This is a genomic window from Streptomyces sp. 1114.5 (assembly GCF_003635085.1).
GTDB lineage: Bacteria > Actinomycetota > Actinomycetes > Streptomycetales > Streptomycetaceae > Kitasatospora.
In genome coordinates, this window is sequence record NZ_RBXE01000001.1 from 1,142,701 (window position 1) to 1,159,504 (window position 16,804).

The window sequence follows — 16,804 nt, forward strand, 5'->3', positions numbered from 1 at the left end:
CCGGTGGTGGATCGGGGACTGCTCAGCGCTGGAGGGTGAGCAGGCCCGGGCGCCAGGGGAGTCGGTCGTAGGGGCCAGTGGCGGTGGGGGACTTGCCCTGGTAGAGGAGTTGGAGGTTGCAGGGGTCGATGGTCATGGTCTGGTCGGGGTTGTTGCGGACGAGGTCGCCGTGGCTGATGTCGTCGGTCCAGGTGGCGCCGCTGTTGGCCTTGCCGGCGAAGGGGTTGTTCTCGCTCGCGGCCTGCGGGGTCCAGGTGCCGCCCAGGCTGGTGGCGGTGAAGGAGCGGAAGTAGCGCTGCTCGTTGGCGCCGCGGGCCTCGACGATCATGAGGTACTGGTTCCGGTCCTTGACCTTGTAGACCTGCGGTGCCTCGAAGAGGTTCTTCGCGGTGTCGGTCATGACGGTGGTGTACGAGGAGCCGAAGTTGCCCGGGAAGTTCCCGATCGGCATGCTCGCCCGGTAGATGCTGCCGTTGTCACCGGCGAAGAACAGGTACATGTTCTGGTCGTCGCCGATCAGGGTCTGGTCGATCGGGCCGGTACCGGAGTTGGGGATGGAGCCGGTGAACAGCGACTGCGGCGCGGACCAGCCGTTGGGGTTCGTCGGGTCGCTCGACGTGCGGTAGACGAAGGGCGACTGGCCCCACTGGTAGGCGAGCACCCAGATGTTCTTGGGCGCGAAGTAGAACAGCGTGGGCGCCACCGCGGCCTGGTTCATCCCGGTCTGGGGGGCGGAGGCCATGTCCGACCAGTTGGTGAACGGGGCGAAGGCCATCGAGCCGTACGAGGAGCCGTTCACGTTCGAGGCGTAGACCAGGTGCTTGCCGTTGTACACCACGTCGGTGAAGTCCTTCACCGACGCCCACCCGTTGGCCGGCTGGGCCAGCGCGCCGGACGAGGACCAGTGGTACGTCGACGGCAGGGCGCAGGTGCTGCCGCCCGTCGGCGTGGACGGCTTGAAGCTCCAGTGCTGGTTGGCGGCGCCCCAGGAGTCCCAGATCTGGACGGCCGTGCCGTTGGCGGTCCGGTCGCCGGGGGTCTCCAGGACCCGGCCGCTGGCGACGTTGGTCAGGGTGTAGGTGCCGTCGCTGTTGCGGGCGGCCTTCCAGTGCTGGTTGGCGCCGCCGTTGGAGTCCCAGACCTGCATCTTCGTCCCGTTGCCGGTCCGGTTGCCCGGCTCGTCCAGGACCCGGCCGCTGGCGACGTTGGTCAGCGTGTAGGTGCCGTCACCGTTGCGGGCCGCCCGCCACTGCTGGTTGGCGGCGTCACCGTTGGCGTCCCAGACCTGGAGCGGGGTGCCGTTGCCGTTCTGGCCGGCGGGTTCGTCGAGGACGCGGCCGCTGGCGGTGCCGGTGAGCGTGTAGACCGCGCCGGAGGTGATGTCCCCGTTCGGGGTGCCGCCGCTGCTCGCGTTCAGGGTGGTGAGCACCGCGTTGTGGGCGGGCTTCCGGTTGCCGTTGTTGTCGAACAGCAGCGGGTTCTCGCCGGTGCGCCAGGAGTCGCTGTCGCGGATGCCCCACACGGTGATGCCGGTGCAGCGCGGGGTGTCGAGGCAGGCCCGGACGGTGTCGGCGTACGCGTCGGCGGACGCCTGGGCGATGTCGAGTTCGGTGAGCTGGACGTCCACGCCGAGCGCGGCGAACTCGGCCAGGGTGGTGCGGAAGCTCCCCGGGGCGCCGCCGGCGCCGAAGTGGCTCTGGAAGCCGACGCAGTCGATGGGCACGCCGCGGGACTTGAAGTCCTTGACCATGCGGTAGACGCCCTGGGTCTTGGCGTCGGACCAGTTCTCGATGTTGTAGTCGTTGTAGCAGAGCTTGGCACCGGGGTCGGCGGCGCGCGCGGTGCGGAACGCCTCCTCGATGAAGCCGTCGCCCAGGACGTCCTGGAAGACGGAGCTGCGGTGGCGGCCGCTGCCGTCGTCGGCGAAGGCCTCGTTGACCACGTCCCAGGCGTAGATCTTCCCCTTGTAGTGGGACGCTTCCTGGGTGATGTGGTTGTCCATCACGCCGCGCAGGGTGCCGGCGTCGTTGATGGACTTGACCCAGCCGGGCAGTTGGGAGTGCCAGACCAGGGTGTGGCCGCGCATCTTCTGGTTGTGCGCGGCGGCGTGGTTGACGATCGTGTCGCCGGGGCCGAAGTTGAACGACCCCCGGGACGGTTCGGTGCTGTCCCACTTCATCTCGTTCTCCGGGGTGATCGTGTTGAACTCCCGGTCGAGGATGGTGGAGTAGGTCGAGTCTCCGAGCCTGCCCGCGGCCACCGCGGTGCCGAAGTAGCGGCCGCTGCCGGCCGCCGCCGCGCCCAGCGTGGTCGGCGTGCCGGCGTTCGACGTGAACGCGGCCTGGGCGATCAGCGGTACGGCCGCGCCCACCGCGGCGAGGGCCACGGCGACGGCGATGACGCGGCGGGTGGGCGGACGGCGGCGATGAACACGGTTCCGGTCTGACAACGGCTTGTCCCTCCGACATGGTGGGCCTCGACATCGGCCTCGTTGCCCGTCAGTTGCCGCCGCGCGCAGGAAGGTTGCCGCGGTCTGGAAGAACGTCTCGTCGAGCCGACCCGGAAACGAAATGCCGGCTCGCGGCAACCTTTGCGGATCCGGTGACCACAAGGGGGTGGATCCGGCCGGTGCCGCCGGCCGGACCCGCACCTCTTCCGTGAACGGTTCGCAAGGAGAACGTCTACCCATGAGCACTCCTCCGAAGGGCAGCCGACGCGGGCGTCACCGCCGTCGTGCGGGCGCCACCGCTCTGCTGCTCGGTGTGCCCCTCGCCGCCGTGTCGTACTTCTTCGTGCACGAGGAGTCGCAGGCCGCGACGATCGACGACGGCGCCTACTACCGGCTGGTCTCCGTACGCAGCGGCCAGGTGCTGGACGTCAACGCCGGCGCCACCGCCGACGGCACCCGCATCCAGCAGTGGCCCGACCAGGACACCGCCAACCAGCAGTGGAAGCTCAAGGCCACCGGGGACGGCTACTACGAGCTGGTGAACCGCAACAGCGGCAAGGTGCTGGGCATCACCGGCGACTCGACCGGCCAGGGCGCTCCCGCCGAGCAGCAGACGGACCGCTCCTCGGGCTCCCAGCAGTGGCGGATCGACACCGTGAGCGGTTCCGACGCCGTCACCCTCACCTCCCGCCGGAGCGGACAGGTGCTGGACGTCTTCGGGTACTCCGCGGACCGGGGCACGCAGGTCATCCAGTGGCCCGGCAAGGGCAGCGCCAACCAGCAGTGGAAGCTGGTGAAGTCGGGCGGGGCCCAGACCTCCGGGAACGGCTCGTACGTGTGGCAGAACGCCCCGGTGGCGGGCGGTGGTTACGTCACCGGGCTGGTCTTCAACCAGAAGGAGAAGGGCCTGCTGTACGCGCGCACCGACATGGGTGGCGCCTACCGCTGGGACACCGGCGCCGAGCAGTGGATCCCGCTGACCGACTGGGTCGGCGGGAAGGACTGGAACCTGCTGGGCATCGAGTCGCTGGCCACCGACCCCGTCGACCCCGACCGGCTCTACCTCGCGGCGGGCACCTACACCAACGACTGGGCCGGGAACGGCTCGATCCTGCGCTCCACCGACCGCGGCCGCACCTTCCAGCGCACCGACCTGCCGTTCAAGCTGGGCGGCAACGAGGACGGCCGCGGGGCGGGCGAACGCCTGGTGATCGACCCCGCGAACCACGACACCCTGCTGCTGGGCACCCGCAAGAACGGTCTGTGGCGCAGCACCGACGCCGGTAAGACCTGGAACCAGGTCTCCTCGTTCCCCGTCAAGGACGGGGCGAGCTTCGGCACCGGCATCTCCTTCGTGACCTACGGCCCGGCCGGCAGCAACACGGTCTACGTCGGCGTCGCCGACAAGTCCACCAGCCTCTACCGCTCCACCGACGGCGGCGCCACCTGGCAGGCCGTCTCCGGGCAGCCCACCGGCTACGTGCCGCAGCACGGCGTGCTCTCCGCAGACGGCTCGCTGTACGTGACGTACACCAACAACCCCGGGCCCAACGGCGTGACGGCGGGAGCGGTCTGGAAGTACGCGACGAACGGCGGGACGTGGAAGAACGTCTCCCCGTCCCAGGGCAACTACGGGTTCGCCGGTCTGGCCGTCGACCCGCAGAAGCCGTCCACGGTGATGGTCACCACCCTCGACCGCTGGTGGCCCGCGGACGAGGTCTACCGCTCCACCGACGGCGGAGCGACCTGGAAGACCCAGGCCGACAAGTCGGTGCGGGACGCCTCCATCGCCCCGTACCTCGGTACCGGCATCGGGCACTGGATGACCGCCCTGAGCATCGACCCGTTCGACTCCGGGCACGTGCTGTACGGCACCGGCAACGGCATCTGGGCCAGCAAGGACGCCAACGCCACCGACAACGGCGGCACCAGCCACTGGACCGTCGGAGCCCGCGGACTGGAGGAGACCGCGCTGTACGACGCGGTCTCCCCGCCCGGCGCCACGGCCCTCATCACCTCGATGGGCGACCAGGGCGGATTCGTGTACGACGACCTGAAGAAGGAGCCGTCCGGGCGGCTGGTCAACCCGACGATCTACAACAGCACTTCCGTCGACTTCGCCCAGGCCAACCCCTCGCTGGTGGTCCGGGTCGGCAGGGGCGGCGAGCAGGACGGCGCCCTCTCCACCGACGGCGGCCACACCTGGAACGGCTTCAAGGCGGAGCCGGTCCCCAGCGCCGACAGCGGCCACATCGCCATCGCGGCGGACGGCTCCGGCATCGTCTGGACCGAGGCCGGCCAGGCCCCGTACCGCTCCACCGACCGGGGGGCGAGCTGGTCGAGGGTCAACGGTCTGGGCACCGACGCCGTGGTCGTCGCCGACCGGTCCTCCGCCGGCACCTTCTACTCGCTGGTCGGCGGCACGCTCTACGCCAGCACCGACGGCGGCGCGAACTTCGCCGCCCGCGCCGGCAACCTGCCCGCCGGCAAGCTCAGCGCCGTCCCCGGCGTCGCGGGTGACCTGTGGATCGCCGGCGGCGGCAAGGGGCTGCTCCACTCCACCGACGGCGGCCGCAGCTTCACCACCCTCGGGTCGGTGCAGTCCGCCTCCGCCGTCGGCTTCGGCAAGGCCGCGCCGGGCGCCTCCTACCAGGCCCTGTACCTGATCGGCACCGTCAAGGGCGTCGCCGGCGTCTTCCGCTCCACCGACGCGGGCGCCACCTGGCTGCGCATCAACGACGACGCCCACCAGTGGGGCAACTTCGCCGGTGCGGGCATCGTCACCGGCGATCCCGACACCTACGGCCGGGTCTACATCGGCACCAACGGGCGTGGTCTGCAGTACGGCGACCCTTCCTGATCCGGACTCCCGTGCGGGGCCGCAGGCACTCCTGCCTGCGGCCCCGCAGTGCTGTGCTGCCCGGGACTGCCGTGGTACCCCGGGCTTCCCGGGCTTCCCGGCATCCCGTGGCAGCGGTCACGCGGGTCCGTGACCCGGAGCGCGCCCCCGCGAAGACGTGACTGGGCCGCGGTCCGGCCGTTCGGCAGAGTTCCTGGTGTCGGCAGGAACGCTGCCGGCGAACGAACCGAGACCGAGGGAGAATGCCATGAGCGAGATCACCAACAACGAGCTGCTGCGCGTCGACGCGATCGTGCAGGACCTGGTGGAGCTCGACGCCACCGAGTACGGGACCGAGGCCCTGTCGATGACCCAGGCCACCTTCTCCGACTACATGTGATCGCGGCTCCGGGGGCGGCGCGGCCCGTGTCGCGCCGCCTCCGGGCTCCCGGCCGAGCCACGAACGCCGGGCGACCGGAGCCAAGTGATCGGCGCCAAGTGAACGGCGCCAAGTGATCGGCGTCAGGCGCCAGGTGACAGTCGATCAGAGAGAGGTGCGAACGATGCCGGTCCGGTCGGACCCCCATCCGGTGGTGGAGCGCTTCGCCCGGGTGCGCGAGACCGCCTCGGCCCGCTACGGGCCCGACTCGCAGGCCATCACCTTCCTGCTGTACGAGGAACTGGTCTCGATGCGGACCCTGCTCGCCCGGGACCTCGGCTGCGCCCCCGTGCGGAGCCGGATAGCCGAGCTGCTGCCCGCCATCCAGCGCCGCTTCGACGCGGCCGCGGCCCCCGCACCGCCGCAGCAGTGCCACCGGACGGTGTCCGTGGACCCCACGGTGATCGAGTTCGACCGCCGCTTCTTCGAGGCGCGGTACCGGCCCGCCCTGCAGGCCCTGGGCCGGCGCGCCGTTCGGCTCCGCGACCGGGACCAGGCGCTCGCGCTGCTCACCACCGGGGCCTCCTACCTCTATGCGGTCGACGACGAGGGTGCCCTGTGGGTGTGGCCGCAGCCCCACCGGCTGGCGGACGTGATGTTCGGCTGGGCGCCGGGCCGCCCGGTCGGGGAGCCCCGCGTCGTGCACCCCATGCTCGTCCCCGACCGGCTCAGGGTCAGGGCGGCCGGGGAACTGGTGGTGACGGGCTCGCCGGAGCAGGTCTTCGTCACCGCCAACCTGAAGTCCGGGCACTTCCGGCCGCCGCGCGCCTGCGCGGTGGAGGCCCGCCGGGCGGTGGTGAGCGCCCTGGAGCTGCCCAGCCCCGCCGACGTCGACGTGTTCACCATGCCGCCGCCGACGGCACCCCCGACCTGTTGAAAGGTGAGTCACCCGATGGAGACGGCAGCCGCGGCCACCGCCCCCTGCGACGACGACATCCGCATCGGCGGCATCCACAGCGACGACATCCACATCGGTGTGGAGCACGAGTGCAAGTGGCAGCTCCCGCCGGCCGCCGCCGCGGACCCGGCTGCCTTCGCCCGGACGGCGGTGTTCGCCGAGCTCGTCGCCGCGGCCGCCGAGCCGCAGGACTACCTGCAGTCGGTGCTGTACCTGGACGACGCCTCCGGCAGCCTCGCCCGCGCCGGCCACTCGCTGAGCATCGTCGTCAACAGTGGCGCCCCGTCCGATACTTGCGTCGTCGTGTGCAAGCAGACGATCCACCGCCGGGGTTGGCGCGACGGCCTCGAACTGCGCCAGCGGGTACCGCACCGGCAGGTCGGCGCCCGCCTCCACGACGGCTCGCTGCTGCCCGTCGCCCACGTGCGGAGGCTCGGCCTGGTCACCGGGGCGCTGCAACCGGCCGGCGTAGCCGTCCAGCGCAGGTACAAGTGGTACGGGCGGACCACCGACGGCACCGAGGTCTGCTGCAGCCTGGACCACGTCGAGTTCGGCGCCCCGACCACCCCCCGCGCCGAACGCCGCCGCTATGACTGCGTCGAGATCGAGGTCAACTCTTCGCTCCCGGCCGTGCTGGCCGGACTCGACCGGCTGGCACGGGAGTTGGACGTACGGCTCGGCGTGCCCCGGGACCGCAGCAGCAAGTCCCAGCTCGCTCGGGAAGCCGACCGGGACGGCCGCGAGGCCGACCGGGCCGACCGGGACGGCCGGGCCGATGGGTAGCGCCGCCGTCCCCGCGCGGCTGGGCGGCGCCTTCGCGCTGATCTGGACCGGGCGGTCGCTGTCCCTGCTGGGCGGCTACGTCCAGTACCTGGCGCTCCCGCTGTGGATCCGGCAGGTCTCCGGCTCGACCGTCGCCGGGCTCCTCGCCCTCGGAATGAACTTCGTGCCGCAAATCGTCTGCGCCCCCTTCGCGGGGGTGCTCGCCGACCGCTTCGACCGCCGCCGCCTGGTGATCGCCGTCGACCTCGCCGCCTTCGCGGTGGCCGCGTCGCTGGCGCTGGGCATCGACCCGCACCGGCTGGGCTGGGTCTACCCGCACCTCGTCCTGCTCCAGGTGCTCTCCGCACTGAGCGTCCCCGCATTCCTGGGCATGCTCCCCGACGTGGTGCCCGCCGGCCGGCTGCTCGCCGCGAATTCCCTGCTCAACGTCTCGGCCGGAGCGTCCGTGACCACCGGACCGCTGCTCGGCACCACGCTGCTGACGCACTCCTCGATCACCGTGGTCGTGTGGATCAACGCGCTCTCCTACCTGGTGGCGGCCGCGTGCATGCTGCCCAAGGCCCCCGGCAGCGCCGCCCACGCGGACGCACCCGGGCTCGGGCAGGTCCGCACCCAGCTGTGGCAGGGGCTGACCGCGGTCCGCACCGACCCGGTGCTGCGGGCAACCGTGGCCGCCGAGGCGCCCTGGAACCTGTGCTTCGGCGCAGCGAGCGAACTCGTCCTGATGCACTTCGGCGCGACCGCGCTCAAGCAGGCCCCCGGGCTGTTCGGGCTCGGCGCCGGCCTGGGCAGCCTCTCGGTGACCCTGGTGCTCGCCCGGATCCGCCGCGAGGTGCCGGCCGCAACCCTGTTCGTGGTCGCGGTCCTCGGCACCGCGCCGGTGGCCCTGGCGGTGGCCTGGCTCGCGGCCGACGGCGCCGTGTGGTGCGTGGTCCTCGCCGGACTGCTGCTGGGCGTGCACGCGTACCTGATCGTCATCGGCCCGACCCTGCACTGCCAGCAGCGCCCCGCGCGGCACTTGCGCGGGCGCGTCACCGCCGTCCGCCGTGCCTGGAAGGCGACGTGGCAGCTCGCCGGCATCGGGGCCGCGGCCCTGCTGACCCAGTGGCTGCCGGTGCTCGCGGTGGTCGCCGGTGGCGGTGTGCTGGCGACCGCGGCCGCGATCCCGTGGGCCTGGCGGGCACTGCGGGCCGACGGGCCGTCCCGGACGGCGGGCTCCCCCGGCCGGGTGGCGCTGCCGACCGGGGGAGGTGCCCGGTGAGTACGGCCCGGGCTCGTGCCGCGGCCGCCGTCCGTCCCGGTGGTGCGGTCATCGTGGACCTTCCGGCGGGGCATCTCGACGACCCGCCGGGCCGGGCCGGCCTGGCCGCACTGCTGGCCGCCGTGCTGAACGAACCGCGGTGCGGCGGTGCCGCGGCGCGCGCCGCCGCCGAAGGCTGGCGCACCCGGCACCACCTGGACGACCACAGCTCGTCCTTCGCGTACTGGTCACCCCGGCCCGCCGACCTGGCCTCGGTCGTCCACGACCTGCGCGGTACCCGGCTGCCCGCCGGTCCGGCCGGGGAGGACCTGCTCGCCCGCCTGCGGGCCCGGCTGGCGGCGGCCGACGCGGGACACGGTGCGCCCCTGCTGGCCCTGGTCAGGCGTCAGTTGGAACGGGCTTCCTGGGGGCCCGTCGGGGACGAGCGGGCCGGGGACGCCGGGGACGCCGGGGACGCCGGGGGCGCCACCACCCGCGGCACCGCGGCCGGCGTGACGCCCGCCGACCTGGCCCGGTCGGTCGACCTGCTGGTGTCCCGGGCGCAGGTGTACGACGCCACCACGGCCCCGGACGGCGGCCACCGGCCGTCGCCCGGGCCGGTGCGGCTCGCCGACGGCGACGCACCCCGGTGGCACGGCGGGCTCGACCTCGCCGTCCGTGCCGACAGCGATGCCCGGGTCGCGGTCCGCCTGCCCGTGCAGGCCCCGCCGCCCGGGGTCCTCGACCTCCTGGTGGAGGTGCTGGGCAACGGCACCGACGGGCGGCTCCACCGCGAGCTGCGCCACCGCCACCACCTGGCCTACGGATTCACCGCCGCCTGCGCCCGGCAGCACGGCCTGACCTCGATCAGCGCCACCGCCACGGTGGCGCCGCAGCACGCCGCGGCGGCGCTGCGCGTACTGACGGCGGCCCTCCGCCGGCTGGCGGACGGCGCCGGCTCCGAGGAGACCCGCTCGGCGCGGTGGCGGTGCCGGGCCGGGCTGCTCGCCGAACTCGACGGCCCGTACGGCCCCGCCGACGAACTCCGCCGACACGCGCTCGGACAGCGCGGCATCCGGGAGCGGCTGGCGGCGGTGGCGGACCTCGACGTCCTGCCGGGCCTGTCCTTCACCCCGCTGCCCCCAGCGGTCGCGGCGGTCGGCCCCTTCGAGGAGCACCACCGCCGGCAACTCGCCGCAGCCTACGAGGAGATCCGGTGAGCGGTACGGAAGCGGCCCCGGCGGTACCGGGGCCCGCGTCGGACTCCGTCGAGTCCTTCGACGCCGGCGGGCTCCGCGTCGAGTGGGAGGCCCTGCCGTGGGCCCGCTCGATCGGCGCCGCCCTCGTGGTGGGCTGCGGCTCCCGCGACGACCCGGCGGGCCGGGAGGGCACCGCCCACCTGGCCGAGCACCTCCAGGTGCTCGCCGACCCTTCGGCCGACGGCCCCGACGGCCCCGACGGCTCCGACGACCTCGGCGGCATCCCCCTGGACGCAGTGACCGGCATCGACCGGACCACCTTCCGCGGCACGGGCGACCCGGACGACCCGGGACGGCTGGTGCGCCGCCTCCTCGGCATCGCGTCCGGGCACCGCCCCCGCACCACCCCGGACGTCTTCGAGGGCGAACGGAACGCGGTGCTCCTGGAGACCCGCCGCATGGACCACCGGCCCGTCCTGCGGCTCGGGCCCGTGCTCGCCGCCGCCGCGGCCGACGAACCGGGGCTGGACGCCATCGGCCGCACCACCACGCGGTCCGTCGGCCGGATCACCCCGACGGACGTGCACGGGGTGGTCGAGCGGGGGTACTCGGGCGCCAACGCCCGGCTCTTCCTCGCCGGTCCGCCCGACGCGGCCGACGGCGTGCGGGCGGCCCTCGACCGCCACCGGCCGGCCGGCGGGCCGTCCCGGGCCTCCGGCGGTGCCGTCGCCGTGCCCGACGGGCTCCGCGAGCACGGCGACCTGGACGGCCTGCACGGACTGGACGGCCTGGTGGCGGTGACCCTGCTGCGCCCGCGCGGCACCCCGTCGCTCGCCCTCGACGCGCTGCTGGACGGCCGGGGTCCGATCGTGGGCCACCTGGCCGGCGACGGCCTGCGGCCGCTCGGCCGCACCACCGTCGAAGGCCGGGCCGAGCGCGTCGACATGGTCGTGTGGCGCGCCGCCGACCTCGCCGCCCCGCTCGAACGACACCTGGCCCAGCTGCTCGCGGGCGACTGGCGCACCTCTGTGGCGGCGCTCACCAGCCGACTGCGCAGCGCCCGCGAGGCCGCCCGGCAGTGGCAACTGGCCACCCCCCTCGGCCGGGTGGGCGACGCCGCCGACCGCTGCACCTTCCCCGGGCCCCCGTGCGGCGGGCAACGGATCGCGCTCTGGCGCGTCACCGACGGCACCCCCGAGTGCCTGGCCCGGCACCCCCTCTCCTAGCCGAACCCGAAGACGAAGACGAATCGGAGCAACCGTGGACTTCCCCAGCACCTTCGACGCCCGCGGGCTGCGTCTGCGTCCCTACCGGGACTCGGACGTGCCGGTCCTCGTGGCCAACGGCAACGACCCCGACACCGTGCGCTTCATGTCCGGCACCCCGGGCGTCGCCACCGCCGAGACCATGCGGGCCCTGCTGGCCTCGGCTGCGTCCCGGGCCCGGCAGAACCCCGACCGGCTCGGTTACGCCGTCGCCGACCCGGACGGCGACGAGTTGCTGGCCGGTGCCGTCGTCCACCTCACCCGCCGCCGCTCCAGCGCCGAACTGGGCTTCTGGGTCGCCCCGGCCGCCCGGGGCCGCGGCGTGGCGACGACGCTCGCCCGGGCCCTGACCGAGCTGTGCTTCGCCCGGGGCCTCCACCGGGTCGAGCTGTTCATCCGGGACGAGAACGTCCGCAGCCAGCGGGTGGCGCTGGCCGCCGGCTTCCGCCGGGAGGGGGAGCTCCGCGCCGTCCTGCCGGGAGCCGGCACCGAGCGGCACGCCGCCGCACTCTGGTCCCGGCTGCCTACCGACGACGCCCCCACCCCCCGACGGCTGCCGGACCTGCCGAACGGCGAACTGACCGACACGATGGTCACCCTGCGCCCGGTCGGCCCGGACGACGTCGCCGCCCTCGCCGCGCTGCACGGACACACCCCGGTCGGCGCACCGGGCGCGCTGCAGGACCGGGACGACCTCGCCCGGCACTGCGCCCGGGCACCGGCCCGCTGGCTGGCCGGCGAGCGCGCCGACGTGCTCGTGGTGGGCGCCGCGGGCCAGGTGGCGGCCGAACTGACCCTGGAGTACCAGGCCCCCGGGGCCGGTCGCGCCGAGCTGCGGGCCGTCCTCGCCCCGGGCGGGCCGGCTGCGGCGCTCGCGACGCGGGGCGTCGAACTGCTGGCGCGCTGGGCGTTCGGCATCGGCGTCGAGCTGCTGGTCGCCACCGAGGCGCCCCAGGACGCCCGGCTGCGCGGCGTCCTCACCCAGGCCCGGTTCGGCCGTCAGGAGCTGTTCGCCGCCCGGGACGACGGCCGCCGGCTCACCGGTGGGCTGCGGGCGGACCGAGCCTGGTCAGCGTCAGCCGTGCATGCGGGGTGAGGTGGGCGTGCCACCGCCAGCCGGGCGGCACGTACAGCACCTCGTCGGACCGCAGGCGGCAGCGGAAGCTGTCCTGTGCGGCCCTGCCGGTTCCGGTGAGCAGCGTCCAGGACCCGGCCCCGGCGGTGTGGCGCACCAGGAGACGGCCCGCGGACCCGGCCGACATCGGCCGGTTTCCCCCCTCGTCCGCGCGGTGGGTCTCGATGGTGACCGGTGTGCCGGTCAGCCGTTCGAGCGCGCGGGCCTCCGCCGTGAGGGCGGCGACGGCGTCCGGGCGGCCGTCGGCCGGGCGTTCCTCCTCGGGCCACAGGATGCCGGGGCCGTCACCGCGGCCCAGTACGTCGAGGAACCCGGCGAGTTCCCGCACGTGGGGCGGGATGTCGCCGGTCGCCGATGGCGCGGTGTTCATGGGCCCCCCGGTGCGTGTGGTGTCGGCGCGGCCCGGACCGTCCGGGGCTGCGTCGCGTCCGCCCCGAGCATTCCCGTTCCGGCCGGCCGGGGGCAGTCACGATTATCCGTTCCCGGACCTGGTCGGGTGGGGGTCTTCAGGGAGCGGCGGCCAGCTCGGTCGACGTCCCGCCCAACGGAGCCCCGTCCGGCGGCTCCCTGTCCAGCGGCCCCCGGGCTGCGGCCCGGAAACCGGCCTGGAACCGGCTCCCGGCGCCCAGTTCGTCCATGATGTCGGCGATGTGCCGACGGGCGGTGCGCAGCGACATGCCCAGGCGGCGGGCCACCGCCTCGTCCTTCAGGCCGGCGGCGAGCAGCCGGACGATCGTCTCGTCGATCTCCCGCGAGACCTCTTCGAGTTGGCGGCCGGCCGCGGTGGTGAACGGCGTGGCCCGGTCCCAGGTCTGCTCGAAGATCTCGCACAAGTAGGCCACGGTGGACGGCTCGCGGATCACCACCGCCCCCCAACTGTCGTCCTGGGCCGGGATGAACGCGATCTCGCGGTCGAAGACGATCAGCCGGCCGAACAGCTCGTGCGCCGTGCGGTACTCCCCGCCCAGGGCGGAGGCCGCGGCGACGTACGCCTGGCTGGGCCCGTTGAAGCGGGCGGTGTGGTGGTAGAGGGTGCGGAGCCGGATGCCGCGTTCCAGCATCGCCCGGTCGCGGCCCAGGGCCTCCTCCATCGCCTCGGGGGCCCGGGAGCCGCCGCCCGGCTGGCTGGTCAGGACCTCCTGGCGGCAGCGCTCCGACGCCCGGTTGAGGGCGCTGCGCACGAGGTGGACGTTGGCCAGGACTTCCACCGCCCCGAACCGGGAGCGGTGCCGGTCGTAGGACGGTGTGAAGCGGTTCAACTCCCTTTCGATGACGTCTAATTGCCGTCGGCAGTCGCGGATCCGCGCCTCCACGGGGGCGCTGAGCTGGGCCGCGGCGGTGTCGGGCGGCACCGCGGTGATCCCGTACGGGCCGTCCGGGCTGCCCTGGAGCAGCCGGACGCGCAGCAGGCGGCCGATGCCGGCGACGACGGCCTCCCGGCTGACCCCGGTGGCCGCGGCGATGGCGGCCGTGTCGGCGGTCTCGTGCTCCAGGACCCAGCCGTAGACGGCTATGTCGGAGTCCTGCAGTTCCTGGACGTCGTCCAGCGTCTCGTTCGGTCCCAATGGCCTTGCCCCCCACCGATCTGTCAGGCCCCTTGGAGAGCCGTCCGGTTCAGTCGATCAGCCTGCGGCACCGGGGGGCGCGCGGCACGGAGGCGCGCCGGGCGGTGCCCGTGGGGCAGGCCGCGCGCGGCGGTGCCTCCTCTGTCACGAAGCGCCCCTTATGCGGCCTGGCTTCTTGCTGTCAGGGGGTTTGCTGACGGGGAGCGTGGCGCCGTACGGGGCCGGGCCGGGGGCAGGCTGTTGTTCGTCCACAGCCGGCGACCCCCGGACGACAGGTCCGGGAGAGAACAGGAGAACCACCATGGCGCGACCGTCCCTTCCCGTCCGACTCGCAGTGGCCGCCGGGCTGCTCCTCCTCTGCCCGGCCGCCCCCGCTGCCGCGGCCGCGCCGGCTCCGGACGCGGGATCCACCGTCAACCGGGCGGCCGCGGCAGCGACCGCCACCACCGTCGCCGCCGAGCCCGCTCCCGACGGCCAGGACGGCCGGCACCGCCCCGAGCGCCCTCACCGCAAGGACACTTCCTGGGGCGGCTGACCCGGCCCGGCCCCGCCCGCCACGTCCGCACGACCCGACCCGGTCCTACCCGACCCCAGGAGTCCGCTCATGGCCCGCACCACCGAGGCGCCACACGCCTTCACCCCGAGGGAACAGCAGGTACTGGTCCTCCTGTCGGGAGGTGAGACCTACCGGGGCATCGCCCGCCGACTGGGCATAAGCCAGCACACCGTCGACACCTACCTGCGGCACCTGCGCACCAAGACCGGCACCGCCAACCGCACCCAACTCGCCGTCCTCGCCGCCCAACTGGGCTACCGCCCCACTCCGCCCACCACCGCTTCCGGCCACAGGCCGGCGTAGGGGCGTCACGGGTGGGGGCGGGTGCGTTGGGTGGGGAGGGCGGGGAGGGTCGGGGGGTCGGTGCGGCGGGCGAGGTCGGCGAGGGTGTGGAAGAGGACGTCGCCGAGCAGCACCGGGTCGCGGGAGGTGTCGGGGGCGGCCGGGGCCTGGGGGTCGGGGTGGGTGGTCGCGGGCGGCTGGTCGCGGAGCTGGCGTGTGGGCATGGCTCTTCCTGCCGACGGGGTTGCCGTGGGAATTCCTGCCCGGCGGGGTGGGGCCGGACACCCGGGGCGGGGGTCGATCGGCCGGAATGGGTGCAGGAAGGGCCGGATCGAGCCCCGGACGACCGACCGGTGACCCGGGGGCGGCGATGGGCGAAGATGGACCGGTGACCGAACCCCGTACCGCTCCCCGCCTGATCGCCACCGACCTGGACGGCACCCTGCTCTGCTCCGGCGGCACCGTGACCGACCGCACCGCCGCGGCCCTGGCGGCGGCCGAGGCGGCCGGGGTGCAGGTGGTGTTCGTGACCGGGCGGCCGCCGCGGTGGATGCAGCAGGTGAGCCCGCACATCGGCGGTCACGGGGTGGCGATCTGCTCGAACGGCGGCGCGGTGGTGGACGTGCGGCGCGGCGAGCTGCTGGAGTCCTTCCCGCTGCCGGCGGAGACCACCCTGGCGGTGGTCGAGGCGCTGCGGGCCAAGCTGCCCGGCACCGCGTTCGCCTTCGAGTACCCGGACGGCTGGGCCCGCGAGACCGGCTACGCGGTGCCGATGTGGGGCGACGACCTGGAGCACGCGGTCGGCTCGGCGGAGGAGCTGCTGGGGGCCGGCGGGCCGGTGCGGGGCCTGTTCAAGCTGCTGGCCAAGCACCCGGACCTGGACCCGGACAAGTTCCTCGTCGAGGCCCGGGAGGCGGCCGGGCACCTGGCCGAGATCACCCGCTCGGCGCCGATCCCGCTGCTGGAGATCAGCGCGCCCGGCGTCACCAAGGCCAGCACGCTGGCCCGCTGGTGCGCCGGGCACGGGATCGACCGCAGCGAGGTGGTGGCCTTCGGCGACATGCCGAACGACCTGGAGATGCTGGCCTGGGCCGGCACCGCGTACGCCGTCGCCAACGCGCACCCGCAGGTGCTGGCGGCGGTGTCGCTGCACACGGTGAGCAACGAGCAGGACGGCGTCGCGGCGGTGGTGGAGGACCTGCTCGGCCTGGCGTGACCGGGGAGACCCAAGCTCCCTAGCCGAAGCGGCCGTTGACGTAGTCGGAGGTCCGCTGGTCGTGCGGGCTGCCGAAGATCTGCCCGGTCGGCCCGGCCTCGACGATCCGGCCCGGGGTGTCGTGGGTGGCCAGGAAGAACGCGCAGCTCTGCGAGACCCGCTGGGCCTGCTGCATGTTGTGGGTGACGATCACGATGGTGAGCCGCCCGCGCAGTTCGGCGATGGTCTCCTCGACCCGCCGGGTGGAGGTCGGGTCGAGCGCGGAGCAGGGTTCGTCCATCAGCAGGATGTCCGGCGAGACGGCCAACGACCGTGCGATGCACAGGCGTTGCTGCTGGCCGCCGGAGAGCGCGCCGCCCGGGGTGTGCAGCCGGGTGGACACCTCGTCCCAGAGGCCGGCCCGGCGCAGGCTGGTCTCCACCAGGTGCCGGCGCTCCTCCTTGGAGACCTTGATCCCGGCCAGCTTGAGCCCGCTGGAGACGTTGTCCTGGATGGACATCGTCGGGAAGGGGTTGGGCCGCTGGAACACCATGCCGATCCGGCGCCGCACCTCGGCGGGGCGCCGCCCGGGCCGGTAGACGTCGTCCCCGTCCAGCAGCACCTCGCCGGCGAGGGCGGCGCCGCGCACCATCTCGTGCATCCGGTTGAGGACCCGCAGGTAGGTGGACTTGCCGCAGCCGGACGGGCCGATCAGTGCGGTGACCTCGCCGGCCGGCATCGCCAGCGAGACCCGTTCCAGCACCTTGCGGCTGCCGAACCAGGCGGAGACGTCGCGGGTCTCCAGCCCGGCCAGCGGCCCGCCGTCGGGGTGCGCGTCGGGCTGCGGCCCACCCGGCTGGGGTCCACCGGGCTCGGAGGCGGTCGGGGCGACCGGGGGCAGGGTGAGGGTGTCGGCGGCCGGGTCGGCCAGGTCGGTCTGTGGTGCGTCGGTCATCGGT

General features: G+C 74.0%; 16 protein-coding genes. 11 read left to right on the forward strand and 5 right to left on the reverse strand.

Features of this window, described 5'->3' with window-relative positions:
• Positions 1-22 precede the first annotated feature (22 nt).
• Positions 23-2,449 carry a non-reducing end alpha-L-arabinofuranosidase family hydrolase gene (locus tag BX285_RS04905; RefSeq protein WP_259470435.1) on the reverse strand — a complete coding sequence of 809 codons (2,427 nt, stop codon included), beginning with the start codon at positions 2,447-2,449 and terminating at the stop codon, positions 23-25.
• A 238-nt stretch (positions 2,450-2,687) separates the two neighbouring features.
• Here BX285_RS04905 and BX285_RS04910 point away from each other — a divergent pair, with 238 nt between their 5' ends.
• From BX285_RS04910 to BX285_RS04940, 8 genes are all read left to right on the forward strand, one after another.
• Complete coding sequence (locus BX285_RS04910; RefSeq protein ID WP_121174548.1) at positions 2,688-5,309, forward strand: RICIN domain-containing protein; 2,622 nt, start codon at positions 2,688-2,690, stop codon at positions 5,307-5,309.
• A 247-nt stretch (positions 5,310-5,556) separates the two neighbouring features.
• Positions 5,557-5,688: a hypothetical protein gene (locus BX285_RS38125; RefSeq protein WP_257032492.1), complete on the forward strand. Its 132-nt coding sequence runs from the start codon at positions 5,557-5,559 to the stop codon at positions 5,686-5,688.
• Between the two features lie 163 nt (positions 5,689-5,851).
• Positions 5,852-6,604: a hypothetical protein gene (locus BX285_RS04915; RefSeq protein ID WP_097236835.1), complete on the forward strand. Its 753-nt coding sequence runs from the start codon at positions 5,852-5,854 to the stop codon at positions 6,602-6,604.
• Between the two features lie 15 nt (positions 6,605-6,619).
• On the forward strand, positions 6,620-7,408 hold the full coding sequence (locus BX285_RS04920; protein ID WP_121174549.1) for a hypothetical protein: 789 nt from the start codon (positions 6,620-6,622) through the stop codon (positions 7,406-7,408).
• Positions 7,401-8,669: an MFS transporter gene (locus BX285_RS04925; RefSeq protein ID WP_121174550.1), complete on the forward strand. Its 1,269-nt coding sequence runs from the start codon at positions 7,401-7,403 to the stop codon at positions 8,667-8,669. Before BX285_RS04920 ends, BX285_RS04925 begins: the two co-directional genes overlap by 8 nt.
• The gene (locus BX285_RS04930; protein ID WP_183107002.1) at positions 8,666-9,868 is read left to right on the forward strand and encodes an insulinase family protein; all 1,203 of its coding nucleotides are present in this window, start codon (positions 8,666-8,668) and stop codon (positions 9,866-9,868) included. The genes BX285_RS04925 and BX285_RS04930 overlap by 4 nt, the downstream gene beginning before the upstream one ends.
• Positions 9,865-11,073: an insulinase family protein gene (locus BX285_RS04935; RefSeq protein WP_121174552.1), complete on the forward strand. Its 1,209-nt coding sequence runs from the start codon at positions 9,865-9,867 to the stop codon at positions 11,071-11,073. The genes BX285_RS04930 and BX285_RS04935 overlap by 4 nt, the downstream gene beginning before the upstream one ends.
• A gap of 34 nt (positions 11,074-11,107) precedes the next feature.
• Positions 11,108-12,208, forward strand: a complete 1,101-nt coding sequence (locus BX285_RS04940) for a GNAT family N-acetyltransferase (RefSeq protein WP_121174553.1) — start codon at positions 11,108-11,110, stop codon at positions 12,206-12,208.
• Here BX285_RS04940 and BX285_RS04945 read toward each other — a convergent pair.
• Together BX285_RS04945 and BX285_RS04950 are read right to left on the reverse strand one after the other, a co-directional pair.
• Entirely contained in the window at positions 12,150-12,617 is a 468-nt protein-coding gene (locus BX285_RS04945) for a hypothetical protein (RefSeq protein WP_097236840.1), read from the reverse strand. The two genes, BX285_RS04940 and BX285_RS04945, sit on opposite strands and share 59 nt — an antisense overlap.
• Positions 12,618-12,753: 136 nt before the next feature.
• Positions 12,754-13,812, reverse strand: a complete 1,059-nt coding sequence (locus tag BX285_RS04950; protein WP_257032493.1) for a helix-turn-helix transcriptional regulator — start codon at positions 13,810-13,812, stop codon at positions 12,754-12,756.
• Positions 13,813-14,113: 301 nt separating this feature from the next.
• Here BX285_RS04950 and BX285_RS04955 point away from each other — a divergent pair, with 301 nt between their 5' ends.
• Both BX285_RS04955 and BX285_RS04960 read left to right on the forward strand, forming a co-directional pair.
• Positions 14,114-14,347, forward strand: coding sequence for a hypothetical protein (locus tag BX285_RS04955; protein ID WP_147465113.1), 234 nt, complete (start codon positions 14,114-14,116; stop codon positions 14,345-14,347).
• A 69-nt stretch (positions 14,348-14,416) separates the two neighbouring features.
• Positions 14,417-14,671 carry a response regulator transcription factor gene (locus tag BX285_RS04960; protein ID WP_097236842.1) on the forward strand — a complete coding sequence of 85 codons (255 nt, stop codon included), beginning with the start codon at positions 14,417-14,419 and terminating at the stop codon, positions 14,669-14,671.
• A 5-nt stretch (positions 14,672-14,676) separates the two neighbouring features.
• Here the strand turns inward: BX285_RS04960 and BX285_RS04965 are convergent, their stop codons facing one another.
• Complete coding sequence (locus BX285_RS04965; protein WP_097236843.1) at positions 14,677-14,874, reverse strand: hypothetical protein; 198 nt, start codon at positions 14,872-14,874, stop codon at positions 14,677-14,679.
• Between the two features lie 146 nt (positions 14,875-15,020).
• Between BX285_RS04965 and BX285_RS04970 the strand changes: the two genes are divergently transcribed.
• Positions 15,021-15,866 (forward strand): HAD family hydrolase, encoded by an 846-nt coding sequence (locus BX285_RS04970; RefSeq protein ID WP_097236844.1) that lies wholly within the window; start codon positions 15,021-15,023, stop codon positions 15,864-15,866.
• A 19-nt stretch (positions 15,867-15,885) separates the two neighbouring features.
• Here the strand turns inward: BX285_RS04970 and BX285_RS04975 are convergent, their stop codons facing one another.
• Complete coding sequence (locus BX285_RS04975) at positions 15,886-16,800, reverse strand: phosphate ABC transporter ATP-binding protein (RefSeq protein WP_097236845.1); 915 nt, start codon at positions 16,798-16,800, stop codon at positions 15,886-15,888.
• Between the last annotated feature and the right edge of the window lie 4 nt (positions 16,801-16,804).

Coding starts and splice junctions, on each gene's coding strand:
- BX285_RS04910 (WP_121174548.1), top strand. CDS start 2,688: ATGAGCACTCCTCCGAAGGGCAGCCGACGCGGGCGTCACCGCCGTCGT.
- BX285_RS38125 (WP_257032492.1), top strand. CDS start 5,557: ATGAGCGAGATCACCAACAACGAGCTGCTGCGCGTCGACGCGATCGTG.
- BX285_RS04915 (WP_097236835.1), top strand. CDS start 5,852: ATGCCGGTCCGGTCGGACCCCCATCCGGTGGTGGAGCGCTTCGCCCGG.
- BX285_RS04920 (WP_121174549.1), top strand. CDS start 6,620: ATGGAGACGGCAGCCGCGGCCACCGCCCCCTGCGACGACGACATCCGC.
- BX285_RS04925 (WP_121174550.1), top strand. CDS start 7,401: ATGGGTAGCGCCGCCGTCCCCGCGCGGCTGGGCGGCGCCTTCGCGCTG.
- BX285_RS04945 (WP_097236840.1), bottom strand. CDS start 12,617: ATGAACACCGCGCCATCGGCGACCGGCGACATCCCGCCCCACGTGCGG.
- BX285_RS04955 (WP_147465113.1), top strand. CDS start 14,114: ATGGCGCGACCGTCCCTTCCCGTCCGACTCGCAGTGGCCGCCGGGCTG.
- BX285_RS04960 (WP_097236842.1), top strand. CDS start 14,417: ATGGCCCGCACCACCGAGGCGCCACACGCCTTCACCCCGAGGGAACAG.
- BX285_RS04965 (WP_097236843.1), bottom strand. CDS start 14,874: ATGCCCACACGCCAGCTCCGCGACCAGCCGCCCGCGACCACCCACCCC.
- BX285_RS04970 (WP_097236844.1), top strand. CDS start 15,021: ATGGGCGAAGATGGACCGGTGACCGAACCCCGTACCGCTCCCCGCCTG.
- BX285_RS04975 (WP_097236845.1), bottom strand. CDS start 16,800: ATGACCGACGCACCACAGACCGACCTGGCCGACCCGGCCGCCGACACC.